This is a genomic window from Streptomyces tubbatahanensis (assembly GCF_022699385.1).
In the GTDB taxonomy this organism is placed as follows: domain Bacteria; phylum Actinomycetota; class Actinomycetes; order Streptomycetales; family Streptomycetaceae; genus Streptomyces; species Streptomyces diacarni.
Map to the genome: position 1 here is coordinate 3626785 of NZ_CP093846.1, position 15716 is coordinate 3642500.

A 15716-nucleotide genomic window follows, 5' to 3' on the forward strand; every position below is an offset into this window, starting at 1 on the left:
CTTACCCGGCCCCGTCCCCCGGCCGCCCGGCCGCTCAGGACCCCGGCATGACCCACGAGGGGCATCAACGGCGCACAGGCGTACGGATGGGTGGGGGGATGGGTGTACGGGTGGGTGGGGGTTCGGGTGGATCGGCGTGCGGGTGGATCGGCGTGCGGGCTGAGGGGCGTGCGGGCGGAGGGGCGTGCGCGTGCCCGGCCGGAGCGACGGCGCCCCGGCAGCTCCGTCGGTCCGCGCCCCGCGCCCCGCGCCCCGCGCCCCGCGCCCCGCGACAAAACTCCCGTACCGGTGGGCACTTCGGGTAAGCGCGACGCTCCCCTTGTCACCAGGCCATGGCACAATCCGTCAGAGACAAACCATGAAACGAGGCGGTGAGTTCTCCATGTTCCTGGCGGCTGAAAAGGGCGACATCACCACCATCATCGGCGGGATCGCGCCCGACTGGGGACCGTTCGGCTCCCTGGGCCACGAAGCACGCGTGATGATCGAGGTCATCATGGCCGTGGCGATCCTGCTCTGCCTGGGCATCGCCATCTGGGGCGCGGCCAAGCAGCGCATCGGCGCGACGGCCCTGCGCGACACCTTCAGCGCCGAGCAAGGGAAAGGCCTGATCGTCGCCGGACTGACCGGAGTGTTCATCATCGGCTCGCTCGGCACCCTCTTCACCATCGTCTACGGCATGGCCGTCTAGCGGCGGACCGACGGTTCGACGCTCAGGTGGGCCGATGGCCCGTGGGGCCGGAGGGCCGAAGGGCCCGTGGCCGGAGGGCCGGTGACCGGGGGCCGGTGGCTGGAGTGCCGTGAGGCCGGTGGCCCGGTGGGCCGACGGCGACCTGCCGCCCCTCCCGACGAGCGACACCGTCCCCGCCCGTGCCCCAGCGGCCCCAAGAGCCCGAGGAGCCCCATGGACATCGTGAACTCCGCCCTCGACGACTACCTGCTGGCGCACTGCACGCCCGCCGACGACCTCCTGCGTGACCTGGTCGAGGAGACCCACGCGCTGGAACCCGGCACGACGATGCAGATCACGCACGACGAGGGCGAGTTCCTCACGATGCTCGTCCAGCTCACCCGGGCCACGACCGCCGTCGAGGTCGGCGTCTTCACCGGCTACTCCTCGATCTGCATCGCCCGCGGGCTGCCCGCGGACGGGCGCCTCATCGCCTGCGACGTCTCCGAGGAATGGACGGCAGTCGCCCGGCGCTACTGGCAGCGGGCCGGCCTCACCGACCGCATCGACCTGCGCCTCGCCCCCGCCGCCGAGACCCTCCGCGCGCTGCCGCAGGAACCAGGCGTCGACTTCGCGTTCATCGACGCCGACAAAGCGGGCTACCCGACGTACTACGAGGAGCTGGTGCCGCGCCTCCGCCCCGGCGGCCTGCTCGTACTCGACAACGTACTGCGCGCGGGCCGCGTGGTGGACCCGGCCGCACAGGACGAGGCGGACGTCGCCATCCGCCGGATCAACGACACGATCACCGCCGACGACCGCATGCAGTCCGTCATGCTGCCGCTGCGGGACGGCGTGACACTCGCGCGCAAGCGCGCGTAGCGCGCGGCACCCGGGCCCGAACACGCGACACGGCTGCGCGCTGCCTCCTCCCTCTCGCCCACCCGGCACCGGACAGCGCGCGACCGTGCCCCCGCAGGAATCCCGCCACCGAGCTGCACGGAGCACCCCGCCTGTCCGCGGTCGACACCCGTTCGCGGTTGACACCTGTCCGTGGTCGACACCTGCCCGCGGTCGACCGCCGCCCCTCAGCCGTGGCCCGGCGCGAACGGGTCCGTCTCCGAGAGCAGCTTGTCGATCCGCGCCTTGTCGACCTTGTTCGTCACCTCCTCCGCCTCCTGGCGGTCCCGGACGCACTTGGCCAACGTGAACGCCGACGTCACGACGAAAACCAGACCGAGCGCCAGAAACCCGCGCTCCCACTGCCCCACGGGCAACCGCACGATCCCGACGAGCAACGCCGAGAGCGCCACACCGAAAGCAATCGCCGACTGCACGAAGAACGCCGTCGTCGTCGGCCGTTGAAGCGAACGAGTCGTCTCACTCATGCCCACAGCGTGCAGGCGGGAGCCGGCACGCACATGGGTACGGATACTCATCTCCCGCGCCTCCGCCGCTGAGCACGCGGGGGCGCACCGCGCGCCCCCGGACTCCCCGCGAGCCCTCCCCCCGGCGGACGTTCACCGGCTGCACGCCGCCCACCCCACCGGGGCGGGCGTAGACGGCCCACGAGCGGCAAGAACGCACACGGCGCACCGGCGAGGCGTTCGGCATGCTGCCGAACACCTGGCTTGCACACGGCACATGCGCGGTGTGACCCCGCTACCGTCATGTGAGGGGACAATGCAGTGACGGCAGTTGAGCGACAGAGGTCGAGGGGGCCAGCCCGGCATGAACATCGGCGGCGGCGACGAGTACGACGGGCGTACTCGCACGAGCGACTACGCGCCCGGCGCGAGTGAGGGCAGCCGGACGACGACGCGGACGCGCCTACCGGGCAACGAGGCAGGCGGCAGCGGCGGCCGGCCGCCGACCCGGCCGGGGCGCAGCCTGATCACCGTCGTCGCGGTGGTCGTCCTCCTCATCGCCGCCATCGCCTTCGCCAACCGCGGAGGCGGAGGCGGCGAGGGCGGCGGAGCCGCCTCCGACGACTCCCGGGGCGGCGACTCCCGAGCCCAGCCCACCGCCCCCACCGGTGAAAAACCCGTGAAGAACTCCTCCGACACCACCATCCCCTCCGGCTTCGCCCACACCGAGCAGGGAGCACAGAGCGCCGCGGCGAACTATGTGGTCGCGCTCGGCGGTGAGGGCATGTACACCGCTGCCGGGCGCGAAAAGATCATCGACTCCGTCTACGCGCCGAGCGTCGCGAACAAGAGGCAGGCGGACCTGGGCGAGGCTTATGGAAACCCGAAGTTTCTCGAGAAGGTGGGGCTGGGCAAGGACGGCAAGGCCCCCAAGGGCTCGACGTTCGTGGCCCGGGCGACCCCGGTCGGTGTGAAAGTGATCGATTACGCCGACGACAAGGCGAAGGTCGCCGTCTGGTATTCCACTCTCTTCGGCCTGGCCGGTGAAGGCTCCAAGCACCCTGTCGCCGAGAGCTGGTACACCAATACCTTCGACCTGGCCTGGAACGAGGGTGACTGGAAGGTCAAGGACGTCAAGCAGAAGGACGGTCCGACACCGATCGGCAAGGATCAAGCAGCGTCTCCGGCTGAGGAGATGGCCGACGCAGTGGATGGGTTCGGAGGGTTCACCTATGCCCGCTAATCGACGCCGGATGTTCGCCGTCGGTGCCGCCCTGGCCGGCGCACAGGCAGTTGCCCTGCTGTCCGCCAACCGGGCGGCGGCCGACCCGGGGGACCCCTGCCTGGGGCCGGCAAACGAATACTGCTCGGAAGGCGGGGAAGGGGGCGGCGGGCCCGGGGGTCCTCCTGACGTCGCTGACCCCACCGACCCCCTCTCCTCCCTCGCAAAGGGCTGTGCCGAAGCCGCCAGTTGGACGGTGGAGAAGTTGGCGAAGCTCGTGGATTCGACGACGAAGGTCGACTTCACGAATACGGAGTTCCTGCGGCAGTACGCCGTGGTGTTCGCGGCGTCGACGATTCTGACGCTGACGCTGTGGCTCCTGGCGGTGGCGAAGCGCGCGGTGCGGGGGGTGCCGTTCACGGAGGCGTTGACGGAGGCGGTCGGCTTTCTGTGGCTGACGGTGCTGGCGTCGGCGTTCACGCCGCTGATCCTCTACACCGTGGTGTCGGCGACGGATTCGGTGACGGAGATCGTGGCGGCCGGTACGGACAAGGAGACGGACAAGTTCTTCGGTACGTTCTCGGAGGCCTTGAAGAAGGGCGACGACATCGGCGGCGGTCCGATCATGCTGATCGTGGTGTCGCTGGTGTCGGTGCTGGCGGCCGGGGTGCTGTATCTGGAGCTGGTGGTGCGGGCGGCGCTGCTGTACGTGGGGGCGCTGTTGGGCACGGCCGTCTACGCGGGGCTGGTCGACAAGAATCTGTGGGGGCATGTGCGCCGCTGGGCGGGCATCATGATCGCTGTGATTCTTGTGAAGCCTGTGATCGTGATCGTGCTGGGCCTCGCGGGTGCGCTCGCGGGCGGGGAGGGCCCTGATTCGGTTTCGGCGGTGGTGTCGGGGCTCGCGATCATCCTGTTGGCGATCTTCGCGAGCGCGATGATCTACCGGTTCGTACCGGGGTTCGGCGACGACATCGCCAATCACCGCAACGCGGTGCGCACGTCGTCGCGTGGGGCGGCCGCTGTGGTGTCGTCGCCGGCGGCGCTGGTGCGTCAGGGCATCACGACGCACGGTGGCCGTGGGGGCCAGAGCGCGGCCGCCGCGAACGCGGCCGGTTCGGGTTCGGGCGGCGGCGGCCAGGGCTCGGGGCAGGCCGTCACGGGCGGCGTCGCCGCGCACAGTGCGCGTGGCGGCGGCGGTGGTGGTGGCGCGGAGGAGGCGCCCCCGCCCCGTCAGGCGGCACCGGCACCGGCCCCGGCAGCGAGCGCCACGCCGCATTCGGCGCGGCCGCCGCGCGGGGGCTCGGCGGGTTCCGGGGGTTCGGCGGGCCGCTCGAACCCCCCGCGGCCTCGCCCTTCGGGGGGTGACCGCGGGTGACGACGCCTTCGCACACGGCGGGTTCGGGTCTTTCGACCCAGCGCCGTACGTACATGATCGGCAAGGCGCGGCCGAACGCGATCGTCGGCAAGAACCGTGACACGGGCGAGATCGCCGCGATCGTGGTCGGCGCGTTCCTCGGGATGATGAGTGGTCTGCTGATTCCCGTGCTGTCTCTTCGTATCCCCGCGCTTGTCGGTTTTCCGGCGTTGGCGCTGGCTGCGGTCTATGTGCCGTACAGGGGCCGTACGTTCTACAGGTGGTTCGAGATCAACCGTTCCTACAAGCGGCTGTTGCGCCGCGGTACGACTTACCGTTCGAACGCGGCGGAGGCGGGTACGACGCTCGACGGCCGCGAGGTGGAGATCGGCCCGCCGCCTGGTGTGGGCCGTATCGCGTGGATGTCGGCGCCGTTCGGTCCGGACGAGATCGCCGTTCTGCTGCACGCGGACCGGCGTACGGTGACGGCGGCCATCGAGATCGAGGGTCCGGGCGTCGGGTTGCGGGACAGTGAGGACCAGGAGGCGCTGGTCGACCGTTTCGGCACCCTGCTGAAGCATGTGGCCAACGGTGACGGCTATGTCACGCGGCTGCAGATGCTCGCCCGTACGCTGCCCGCGGATCCGGACGCGCACGCGAAGGATGTGGCGCAGCGGGGCGATGAGCGTGCCGCGGGGTGGCTGCGCACGTCTTACGACCAGTTGCAGTCGATGGTCTCCACCTCGAGCGAGCAGCATCGCGCGTACCTGGTGGCGTGTATGCAGTACGGCCGGGAGCTGGCCGTCGAGGGGGACACGATCGCCAAGGCGGCGCGGCGTACGGCGGGCCGCAAGCTCTCCCGTGACGAGGGGCTGGCGATAGTGATGGCGCGCGAGCTGACGGACATCTGTGCCCGGTTGGCGGAGGCGGACATCAGGGTGCGGCAGCCGCTCGGGCAGGCCCGGCTCGCTTCGCTCGTGCATTCGATGTACGACCCCGATCACCCCATCGACCACATCCAGGCGATGTCCAAGCGCAACGCGTGGCCGGCCGAGCTGGACGCGGTCGAGCCGACGTTCCTCCAGGCCAAGACGCGGGAGTCGACGACGCGCGCCCCGTGGTGCCATGCCACCGCGTGGGTCAAGGAGTGGCCGATGACGCCGGTCGGCGTCAACTTCCTCGCTCCGCTGCTCGTGCACACTCCGGACGTCATCCGCACGGTGGCCGTGGTGATGGATCTGGAGCCGACCGAGCTGGCCATCGAGCGGATGCTGACGGAGAAGACGAACGACGAGGCGGAGGCCAGCAGGTCGGCGAAGATGAACCGCACCGTCGACCCGCGTGACCTCGCCGCGCACGGCCGCGTCGACCAGCGGGGCGAGGATCTGGCCTCGGGCGCGGCCGGCGTCAACATCGTCGGCTACCTCACCGTCTCCTCCCGGTCCCCTGAGGCGCTGGCCCGCGACAAGCGCACGATCCGCGCGTCGGCGGGCAAGAGCTACCTGAAGCTGGAGTGGTGCGACCGCGAGCATCACCGCGCTTTCGTCAACACTCTCCCGTTCGCCACCGGAATACGGCGCTGAGGCGCGGAAGGAGCCCCGCATGAGACCTGACTGCTCTGTCTGTGTCGGCGCCGTACCGCCGCCCCACCCTCGCCGCACCGCCGCTCCAGGCCGGAGGTAGCCAGCATGGCCGCGCTCGATCCCCTGTCCGCGATCACCGAAGCCTTCACCAGCTTCCTGTTCGGCAAGACGGAGACGACCCGCCTGCCCGTCCGTACGTCCACCGGGCAGGCGCAGGCCGTCTACCTGCCGACCGCCGCGCCCGGACTCGGCGACTCCGGCGTCATCATCGGCCGCGAGGTCTACAGCGGGAAGGGCTACATCTACGACCCCTTCCAGCTCTACGGCCAGCAGCTGCCCGCCCCGCACTGGCTGGTGCTGGGCGAGTCCGGCAACGGCAAGTCGGCGCTGGAGAAGACGTACGTGCTGCGTCAGCTGCGGTTCCGCGACCGGCAGGTGGTGGTGCTGGACGCGCAGGGCGAGGACGGTGTCGGCGAGTGGAACCTGATCGCGGAGGAGATGGGCATCACCCCGATCCGTCTCGATCCGACGGCGGCGCTCGACCAGGGCATCCGCCTCAACCCGCTGGATCCGGCCATCACCTCCACGGGACAGTTGGCGCTGCTGCGCACCATCATCGAGGTCGCGCTGGGCCACGGTCTGGACGAGCGCTCCGGCTTCGCCCTCAAGGTGGCGCACGCCTATGTCAACGCCACGACGGCCGACCGGCAGCCGCTGCTGACGGACATCGTCGAGCAGCTGCGGCATCCGAAGCCGGAGTCGGCCGAGGCGATGAACGTGGCGCTGGACGACGTCCGCGACTGGGGGCTGGACGTCGCCCTCGTCCTCGACCGGCTGGTCGACGGCGACCTGCGCGGCATGTTCGACGGCCCGACGACGGTCGGTATCGATCTGGACGCCCCGCTGATCGTCTTCGACCTCTCCCACATCGACCGCAACTCCATCGCCATGCCGATCCTGATGGCGATCGTCGGCGTCTGGCTGGAGCACACCTGGATCCGGCCCGACCGGCGCAAGCGGATCTTCCTGGTCGAAGAGGCCTGGCACATCATCAACAGCCCCTTCGTCGCCCAACTGTTCCAGCGGCTGCTCAAGTTCGGGCGGCGGCTGGGCCTGTCCTTCGTCGCCGTCGTCCACCACCTCTCCGACGTCGTCGACGGTGCGGCCGCGCGGGAGGCCGCCGCGATCCTCAAGATGGCCTCGACCCGGACGATCTACGCGCAGAAGGCGGACGAGGCACGGGCCACCGGCAAGGTGCTGGGCCTGCCGCGCTGGGCGGTGGAGATCATCCCGACCCTCTCGCCCGGTATCGCCGTGTGGGACGTCAACGGCAACGTGCAGGTCGTCAAGCACCTGGTCACCGAGGCGGAACGCCCGCTCGTCTTCACCGACCGCGCCATGACGGAGAGTTCAGCCGACCGGGACACCGCCTTCGAGACGGCCCTGGACGCCGATCTGGAAGCGGAGAGCGAGGCGCGGGCACTGGCGATGGAACGCTCCTCGCCCGGCCGCTCGTCGGGCTCCACGGTGGCGTGACCCCGCGCGGGCGCGCGCCCCACGTACAGGTGCCCTGCCGCGCCCGACCCACCGCGCCCGACCCACCGCGTACCCCGCACAGGTGGTCCGCTGAAGGGGATCTTGCCGCGACCGGCGTCCCCCGATTGAATACCGGTGCCGATGCGATACGACGACCGTGAGAGGGGCCGCCGCTCCGGCGGCCACGACCCGCACCGGCCGCGCCGCGCGGCCGGTGGGGGAGACGGTGGCGTCCCCGACGGACTGCTGGTGGGCGCACTGGCGTTCCTGCTGGGGCTCACCGTCTTCGTGTGGACCGCGACGGGCCTGGCCGGCCTCTTCGCCCACGGCGCCTGGCCGGACGACGTCACCTTCGGCAGGACCCCGCTCGCCATCCGGGGGCTGGTCACCGAGCCGCACGACATCGCCGGCGCCTGGCCAGGCACCCCGCCGGGGCAGCTGTCGGGCTACGGCCTGTTCTGGGGCATCTTCGTCAGCCAGTTGATGGTGTTGATGGTGCTCACGGTGTTCGTGATGGGGACGGTCGCCCGCGCACGCGCCGTACGGAAGGCCAGGCGCCTGGTCCGGGAACGGGAACGGGAGGAAGCGGAGACCTTTCACACGAAGGGGTCCGTGCCGCTGTCCCCTGATCCGGCCCCGCAGACACCTGGTGCCCCGCAGACACCTGGTGCCCCGCAGACACCTGGCTTCCAGCAGTCACCTGGTTCCCCACAGACACCAACCTCCCCGCAGCCTCACCCCAGCGCACCGCAGGCGCGGTCGGCACACCCGCAAACCGAACAGCAGGCGTCCCGCGCAGCGCAGGGGCCCCACGCAGCGCAGGCGCCGCACGACGTGCCCGCGCGGCAGTCGCAGCCGTGGCCGGCCGAGGCCGCGCCGCCAACAGCGTCACCCACGGCCTCACCGACGCCGTCCGGCACGCGGGACGTGCCCTCGTCATCCCCCGCCGACGCACCTGCCGTTCCTTTCCCCTCCGCACATCCGACCGGGCCCGCGCCCCTCGGCTCCGAAGCCGGTGCGACGGCCCTCGCAGGAGGCCTCGTCGGGGGCCTTGCGGGGAGCCGGCGCACGACGGCCGACGCCGCGGGCGGCCCGGGCGCGGACGGCGATCCCGTCGGCCGGGTCCTCGAAGCGCCCGGTGCCGCCCTGGTCACCTCGGCGACGCCGGACCTGTGGGCGGCGACGAAAGCGGCCCGCGCCAAGCTCGGTCCTGTCCACCTCTTCGACCCGACGCACGCCTGCGACACCCCCGACCGCATCCGTTGGTCGCCGCACCACGGTTGCGCGGACCGTACGACGGTCGCCTCCCGGGCGACGGCTCTGCTGGCACCGCTGCGCTCCCCGCGCCCCATCGACGCGACGACCCACAGCACGGCCGAAACCCTGCTGCGCTGCTGGCTGCACGCTGCGGCGCTGGAGAAGCGCCCGTTCCGCGAGGTGCACCGCTGGGCGCTGGCGACGGGTGGGACGGCGGACGCCGTACGGATCCTGCGCACGCACCCCAAGGCGACGGCGGGTGCAGCGGGGGAGCTCGAGGCCGCACTCGCCGGGCATCCGCAACTGCGTGCTGACGCGGTCGCGTTGATCCGGAGGGCGCTGGCTCCTCTGTCGCAACTGCACGTGCGCAACGCGTGTTCGGCCGAGCGAGCCGACAGGCTCGCGATGGAATCGTTCATCGCCGAAGCGGGCACACTGTATGTAGTGGGCGCGGAGCCGGAGGTGCTTCCGCTGCTGAACGCGCTCATCGAGAGCGTGGTCGAGCACGGCCGCCGCATGGCCGCACGGTCATCTGACGGCCGGCTCGACCCACCACTGACGACGGTGCTGGAGTTGGCCGTCACGCCTTCCTCCTGACTGACGCCCGTCGGTGCGTCTCCGTCCGCGTCGCGGCCTCACCTTTTCGACTCGCACACACGTCCGCCACAATGACGTGCATGCGTCACAGCGGCCCCACGCACTCTCCCCTCTCCGCCGGCGACAGCACGGGGGATGAGGCCCACGGAGCCCCGAGCGGCCACCACCCCGCTGCCCCGGCCGACCCCCCTGACCCGGCCGACCCCGCTGCCCCGGCCGGCCCCGCTGACCGGCAAGGGCACGGACTCGCCTCCCCGGGCGGCCCGGTCCCGCACACCACGTCGGACGGGCCCGCGCAGCGCAGTGACGCGGCTCTGACACAGGATCTCCGCGCGGGCGACCCGTTCACCGGGCAAGCGGCCCTCGACGAGCTCTACCGGCGCCACCACCCGGCCGTGCTGGCCTACGCCCGCACCTGCTGCCGGGACCCGCACACGGCGGAGGACCTCGGTTCCGAGGCGTTCGCCCGCACGCTCCAGGCCGTACGCGCCGGTGGCGGCCCGACGGAGGCGTGGCGGCCCTACCTCCTCACGGCTGTCCGTCGTACGGCAGCCGCCTGGTCCGAGACGGCACGCCGCACCGAACTGGCGCCCGACTTCGACCGCTGGCTCTCCGAGACCCCCGCCGAGGCCCACACAGCCCGCGGCGCGCACGGCGCGGAAGAGAGCGCCGAGGAACGCATGCTCCGCAGGGAGGACGGCCGACTCGCCCTGCGCGCCTTCCGCGCGCTCCCGGAGCGCTGGCAGGCCGTGTTGTGGCACAGCCTGATCGAGGAGGAGCCCGCCACGGCGACGGCCACCCAACTCGGGCTCAGCACGAGCGGTCTGGCCTCCCTCACCGCCCGGGCCCGCGAAGGGCTGCGCGAGGCCTACCTGGCGGCGTACGCCGAACGCACCAGTCGCGCCTCAGGACCGGAAGCCGACGCGTGCCGCCGGTACGCCACCGCGCTGGCCGCCTCCGTACGTCGCCCCCGCAGCCGGGCCGGGCGCCGTGCCGGGCGCCGCGCCGCCGGGGACCTGGAGCGCCACCTCGCCGAGTGCCCCGCCTGCGGTCAGGCAGCGCGGGAACTCACCGAGATCAACGACAGCCTGCGGGGCGTCCTCCCCGCCGCCGTCCTCCTGTGGGCCGGCGGTGCCTACCTCGCCAAGACCGCGGGCGGTGCCACGGCAGCCGCGACCGCCTCGGCGACAGCGGCGACGGATGCGACGACGGCCGCGAACGTGGCAGCCGAGGCGGCAACGGCGGGGAAGAGCGCCGCCGTCTCCGGGGCCGCCGCTCACACCGCCGGCCACGCCGCCGGAACCGGCGCCGGAGCCTCGGGGGCCGGCGCAGGGGCCTCAGGGTTCGGGGCAGGGACCTCAGGGGCCGGAGCAGGAAGCCTCGGCGGCGGTGCGGCCGCGACGGCCTCCGGCGCGGCCTCGACCACGGCCGGGATCAAGATCGGTGCCGGCGTCGGTGCCTCGCTGCTGGCGCTGGCCGTGGGCGGATTCGTCTTCTTCCCGGACGGCCAGGACGAGCCCCGCGCCGCCGCTCCCCGGCACACGCCCGCCACCTACGCACCGCCGACCGGCACCCGACCCACCCCGACCCCGGCGAAGAGCAGTCCGCCCCCGTCGCCGAGTCGCACGCAGACGGAGCGGAAACCCAGCAGGCCTCCCGCCCAGCCCGCCGACGCCCGTACCCGGCTGCGGATCGCCTCGACCGGCCGCTGCATGGACATCGCCGACGCCGCGGGATCCGCTCCGCACGAGGCACCCTGCACCGGCGCGGCCTCGCAACAGTGGGACCTGCTGCTCAACAAGCCGGGCCAGGAAGCACAGCTGCGCAACCGCGCCACCGGCCTCTGCCTCGTCCACACGGGCACCGAGACCGACGGTGCACCGGTACACCAGCAGTCGTGCGCCTCGGAGAACCGCACCGCCCGCTGGACGTACTTCCCGCAGGACGACGGCACCATGGCCTTCGCCCAGCAGGGGTCCCGCCTCTACTTCCTCGGGCTCGACGCCTGGCACGACGCCGCGCAGGGCAAGGCCCACCCGTCCACCATCGGAACGACGGCGAACTACTACAACACCCCGTCTCTGCGCTTTCGCTACGACGGCGACCCGCTGGACCGCTGATGACGCGGCCCCCGCGGGTCGCCGTCGCCGTGGTCGTCGACGACGCGTGGGCGACACCCACGCCCACGCCCACGCCGTGCCTACACCTGTTCTTACGCCTGACGCATGCGGAAGGTCGTGGCGTCGCCCACCGTCACGGGGTCACCGCCCGAACGGTGCACGAGGTGGTACGCGTCCAGTTGGTCGCCCACATTGGCGTTGACCCACCAGTGCTGCGCGGACTTACCAGCCGCGCAGCCGGCCAGTACCGCGCGGCCACCGCCGCGCTTCTCCAGGCACCGTTCGCCCAGCTTGAACTTGTAGTAGCCGCGTCCGCCGATCTCGCGCACCCACGTCTGCTCGTCGCCGCCGCAGGCCACGAGTCCGAGCTTTGACGACTGCGGGCCCCGAGCGGCCAGGCACTTCCCGCCATCCGCGTCCACCAGCCGGGCCTTCACCGCCCTGGCCTGCCGGTTCCTCATCAGATACGGGCTCCGCGCCACGTTCTCCTCGGGGTGCGTGGCCAGGTAGCTCCCCTTGGCCGGGCGCGGATGGAAGTAGGCGAACCCGTCCAGGCCGCAGTCGAGTACCGACGCGGCACGCGGACCGTCACAGCGCGGGGTCTCGTCGTAGCCCCGGCAGATCGGATCGTTGCCCTGGGCCTTGTCCTCGTCGCAGTGCGAGACGCCGAACTGGTGCACCATCTCGTGCGTCAACGCGCTCTCGCTCGCGCAGCCCCAAGACACCTCGGCCCACCCGCCGTGCGACGTGGCCCGCGACTCGGGACTCGGCGTCCCCGCCGTGCCACAGCCGTCCGGTTCGCCGGTGTCGTAGAAGAAGAGCTGACGGTGCGTCTTCTCCCACTCGGCGAACTGCGCCTCACCACCCAGCCGCCGCGTCAGCTCCTTCTCGACCACGGCTCGTGCTGCTTCCCGGGCCTGCTGCATCGAGTGCTTCTCACCCAGCCCGGTGACCTCGACGCTCAACACCGTCGGCCTGCACTCCTCGTCCTGGACGAAGCGCGGCCGACGGCTCTCGTCGTAACCCGCGTAGCGCTTCGCGCTGGCCTCGAAGGTCTGGTCGATGTCCCAGAGCACCTGCCGCACGGCCTGCGGACCACCCTCACGTGGAGCGGTCCCCTGCCGGTGCACGTAGACGGCCTGGTAACGCCCCTTGCCGTCGCCGTCCTCGCCGTCGTCGCACGCCACGGCCCCCACGGGTGCCGTCTCCACCGCGTCCGCGACCTCGGCCGCCGTCCTCGGAGTGGACTCGTCCGCCCACCCCGGCATGCCTATCGCGCTCCACACGAGCGCGAGTGCCACCGCGGCACCGCCTCCGGGAACGATGAACTTCCAGCGCCTGTCCCGGTGTGCGCCGCCTCCGGACCGCTTCCTATGCGTCTTCACGCAGCCTCCTGTTCGTGGGGGTACACAAACGGAGAGCACTCACGGCCGGCACCGTCCCGCGCCGTGACTCAACCGTTATCGCGCAGCGCGAGAACGGCCGAGCGCCTCGCAAGAACAGGGCACGGGCGGGCTCAAAGGGAATGCCAGCCGGGGGGCGAAGCGGGTGCGACCGGGCTACAAACCCCGTAAACGCAAAAAAGAAAGCCCCGTTGGCGTGTGCCAACGGGGCTTTCCTCACAAAGAGTTCGGCGGCGTCCTACTCTCCCACACGCTCCCGCATGCAGTACCATCGGCGCTGAAAGGCTTAGCTTCCGGGTTCGGAATGTAACCGGGCGTTTCCCTCACGCTATGACCACCGAAACACTACGAAACACAACCGGCACAACCCCACCACACGTGGGGGTGCTCGGGTTGTTGTCTCAGAACCCACACAGTGGACGCGAGCCTCTATGGACAAGCCCTCGGCCTATTAGTACCGGTCACCTCCACCCATTACTGGGCTTCCAGATCCGACCTATCAACCCCGTCATCTCCAGGGAGCCTTACCCTCTCAAAGGAGGCAGGAGTCCTCATCTCGAAGCAGGCTTCCCGCTTAGATGCTTTCAGCGGTTATCCTTCCCGAACGTAGCCAACCAGCCATGCCCTTGGCAGAACAACTGGCACACCAGAGGTCCGTCCGTCCCGGTCCTCTCGTACTAGGGACAGCCCTTCTCAAGACTCCAACGCGCGCAGCGGATAGGGACCGAACTGTCTCACGACGTTCTAAACCCAGCTCGCGTACCGCTTTAATGGGCGAACAGCCCAACCCTTGGGACCGACTCCAGCCCCAGGATGCGACGAGCCGACATCGAGGTGCCAAACCATCCCGTCGATATGGACTCTTGGGGAAGATCAGCCTGTTATCCCCGGGGTACCTTTTATCCGTTGAGCGACGGCGCTTCCACAAGCCACCGCCGGATCACTAGTCCCGACTTTCGTCCCTGCTCGACCCGTCAGTCTCACAGTCAAGCTCCCTTGTGCACTTACACTCACCACCTGATGACCAACCAGGCTGAGGGAACCTTTGGGCGCCTCCGTTACCATTTAGGAGGCAACCGCCCCAGTTAAACTACCCACCAGACACTGTCCCCGATCCGGATCACGGACCCAGGTTAGACATCCAGCACGACCAGAGTGGTATTTCAACAACGACTCCACGAACACTGGCGTGCCCGCATCACAGTCTCCCACCTATCCTACACAAGCCGAACCGAACACCAATATCAAGCTATAGTAAAGGTCCCGGGGTCTTTCCGTCCTGCTGCGCGAAACGAGCATCTTTACTCGTAGTGCAATTTCACCGGGTCTATGGTTGAGACAGTCAAGAAGTCGTTACGCCATTCGTGCAGGTCGGAACTTACCCGACAAGGAATTTCGCTACCTTAGGATGGTTATAGTTACCACCGCCGTTTACTGGCGCTTAAGTTCTCAGCTTCACCACACCGAAATGTGACTAACCGGTCCCCTTAACGTTCCAGCACCGGGCAGGCGTCAGTCCGTATACCTCGCCTTACGGCTTCGCACGGACCTGTGTTTTTAGTAAACAGTCGCTTCTCGCTGGTCTCTGCGGCCACCCCCAGCTCACACTGCAAAAGTGATCACCAGGTGTGGCCCCCCTTCTCCCGAAGTTACGGGGGCATTTTGCCGAGTTCCTTAACCATAGTTCACCCGAACGCCTCGGTATTCTCTACCAGACCACCTGAGTCGGTTTAGGGTACGGGCCGCCACACACCTCGCTAGAGGCTTTTCTCGACAGCACAGGATCATCCACTTCACCACAAACGGCTCGGCATCAGGTCTCACCCCTGTAACGAGGAACGGATTTACCTACTCCTCGGGCTACACCCTTACCCCGGGACAACCACCGCCCGGGATGGACTACCTCACTGCGTCACCCCATCACTCACCTACTACAGACTTGGACCGTCGGCTCCACCACTCCCGAAACCCGCAAAGCTGCACGGACGGCTTCACGGACTTAGCATCACCTGATTCGATGTTGATCGCTGCATAGCGGGTACCGGAATATCAACCGGTTCTCCATCGACTACGCCTGTCGGCCTCGCCTTAGGTCCCGACTTACCCTGGGCAGATCAGCTTGACCCAGGAACCCTTAGTCAATCGGCGCACACGTTTCTCACGCATGTATCGCTACTCATGCCTGCATTCTCACTCGTGAACCATCCACAACTCGCTTCCACGGCTGCTTCACCCGGCACACGACGCTCCCCTACCCACCCCAACAGGCGTTAGCCCTCACGTTGGAGTGACACGACTTCGGCGGTGTACTTGAGCCCCGCTACATTGTCGGCGCGGAATCACTTGACCAGTGAGCTATTACGCACTCTTTCAAGGATGGCTGCTTCTAAGCCAACCTCCTGGTTGTCTCTGCGACTCCACATCCTTTCCCACTTAGCACACGCTTAGGGGCCTTAGTCGATGCTCTGGGCTGTTTCCCTCTCGACCATGGAGCTTATCCCCCACAGTCTCACTGCCGCGCTCTCACTTACCGGCATTCGGAGTTTGGCTAAGGTCAGTAACCCGGTAAGGCCCATCGCCTATCCAGTGCTCTACCTCCGGCAA

The 15716-nt window shown here is 69.5% G+C and carries 10 protein-coding genes and 2 rRNA genes (1 of these 12 running past the window's edge); 8 read left to right on the top strand and 4 right to left on the bottom strand.

Annotated features, from left to right (window positions below):
• Positions 1-382 precede the first annotated feature (382 nt).
• Together MMF93_RS15550 and MMF93_RS15555 are read left to right on the top strand one after the other, a co-directional pair.
• Positions 383-691, top strand: a complete 309-nt coding sequence (locus tag MMF93_RS15550; RefSeq protein WP_242757590.1) for a hypothetical protein — start codon at positions 383-385, stop codon at positions 689-691.
• Positions 692-904: 213 nt separating this feature from the next.
• Positions 905-1552, top strand: a complete 648-nt coding sequence (locus MMF93_RS15555) for an O-methyltransferase (protein ID WP_242751947.1) — start codon at positions 905-907, stop codon at positions 1550-1552.
• A 206-nt stretch (positions 1553-1758) separates the two neighbouring features.
• On the opposite strand, the gene MMF93_RS15560 is transcribed toward MMF93_RS15555, so the two are convergent.
• Complete coding sequence (locus MMF93_RS15560; protein ID WP_181861085.1) at positions 1759-2058, bottom strand: YiaA/YiaB family inner membrane protein; 300 nt, start codon at positions 2056-2058, stop codon at positions 1759-1761.
• Positions 2059-2401: 343 nt separating this feature from the next.
• On the opposite strand from MMF93_RS15560, the gene MMF93_RS15565 reads away from it, so the two are divergent.
• From MMF93_RS15565 to MMF93_RS15590, 6 genes are all read left to right on the top strand, one after another.
• Positions 2402-3280 (top strand): DUF8175 domain-containg protein, encoded by an 879-nt coding sequence (locus tag MMF93_RS15565; protein ID WP_242751949.1) that lies wholly within the window; start codon positions 2402-2404, stop codon positions 3278-3280.
• Positions 3270-4637 carry a hypothetical protein gene (locus tag MMF93_RS15570; protein WP_242757591.1) on the top strand — a complete coding sequence of 456 codons (1368 nt, stop codon included), beginning with the start codon at positions 3270-3272 and terminating at the stop codon, positions 4635-4637. Before MMF93_RS15565 ends, MMF93_RS15570 begins: the two co-directional genes overlap by 11 nt.
• Positions 4638-4690: 53 nt before the next feature.
• Positions 4691-6199 carry an SCO6880 family protein gene (locus MMF93_RS15575; RefSeq protein ID WP_114024385.1) on the top strand — a complete coding sequence of 503 codons (1509 nt, stop codon included), beginning with the start codon at positions 4691-4693 and terminating at the stop codon, positions 6197-6199.
• A gap of 105 nt (positions 6200-6304) precedes the next feature.
• Entirely contained in the window at positions 6305-7735 is a 1431-nt protein-coding gene (locus tag MMF93_RS15580) for an ATP-binding protein (RefSeq protein ID WP_242751951.1), read from the top strand.
• Between the two features lie 141 nt (positions 7736-7876).
• Positions 7877-9589: a hypothetical protein gene (locus MMF93_RS15585; RefSeq protein WP_242751953.1), complete on the top strand. Its 1713-nt coding sequence runs from the start codon at positions 7877-7879 to the stop codon at positions 9587-9589.
• 80 nt (positions 9590-9669) lie between these two features.
• A complete protein-coding gene (locus MMF93_RS15590) occupies positions 9670-11709 on the top strand; it encodes a sigma-70 family RNA polymerase sigma factor (RefSeq protein WP_242751955.1) in 2040 nt (679 codons plus the stop codon).
• 92 nt (positions 11710-11801) lie between these two features.
• Here MMF93_RS15590 and MMF93_RS15595 read toward each other — a convergent pair whose 3' ends face one another.
• The 3 genes from MMF93_RS15595 to MMF93_RS15605 form a co-directional block, all read right to left on the bottom strand.
• Positions 11802-13094, bottom strand: a complete 1293-nt coding sequence (locus tag MMF93_RS15595) for a ricin-type beta-trefoil lectin domain protein (protein WP_242751957.1) — start codon at positions 13092-13094, stop codon at positions 11802-11804.
• A 243-nt stretch (positions 13095-13337) separates the two neighbouring features.
• Positions 13338-13454: ribosomal RNA gene (gene rrf / locus MMF93_RS15600) — 5S ribosomal RNA — on the bottom strand.
• Positions 13455-13543: 89 nt separating this feature from the next.
• Positions 13544-15716 (bottom strand): 23S ribosomal RNA (locus MMF93_RS15605); it runs 954 nt beyond the window's last position.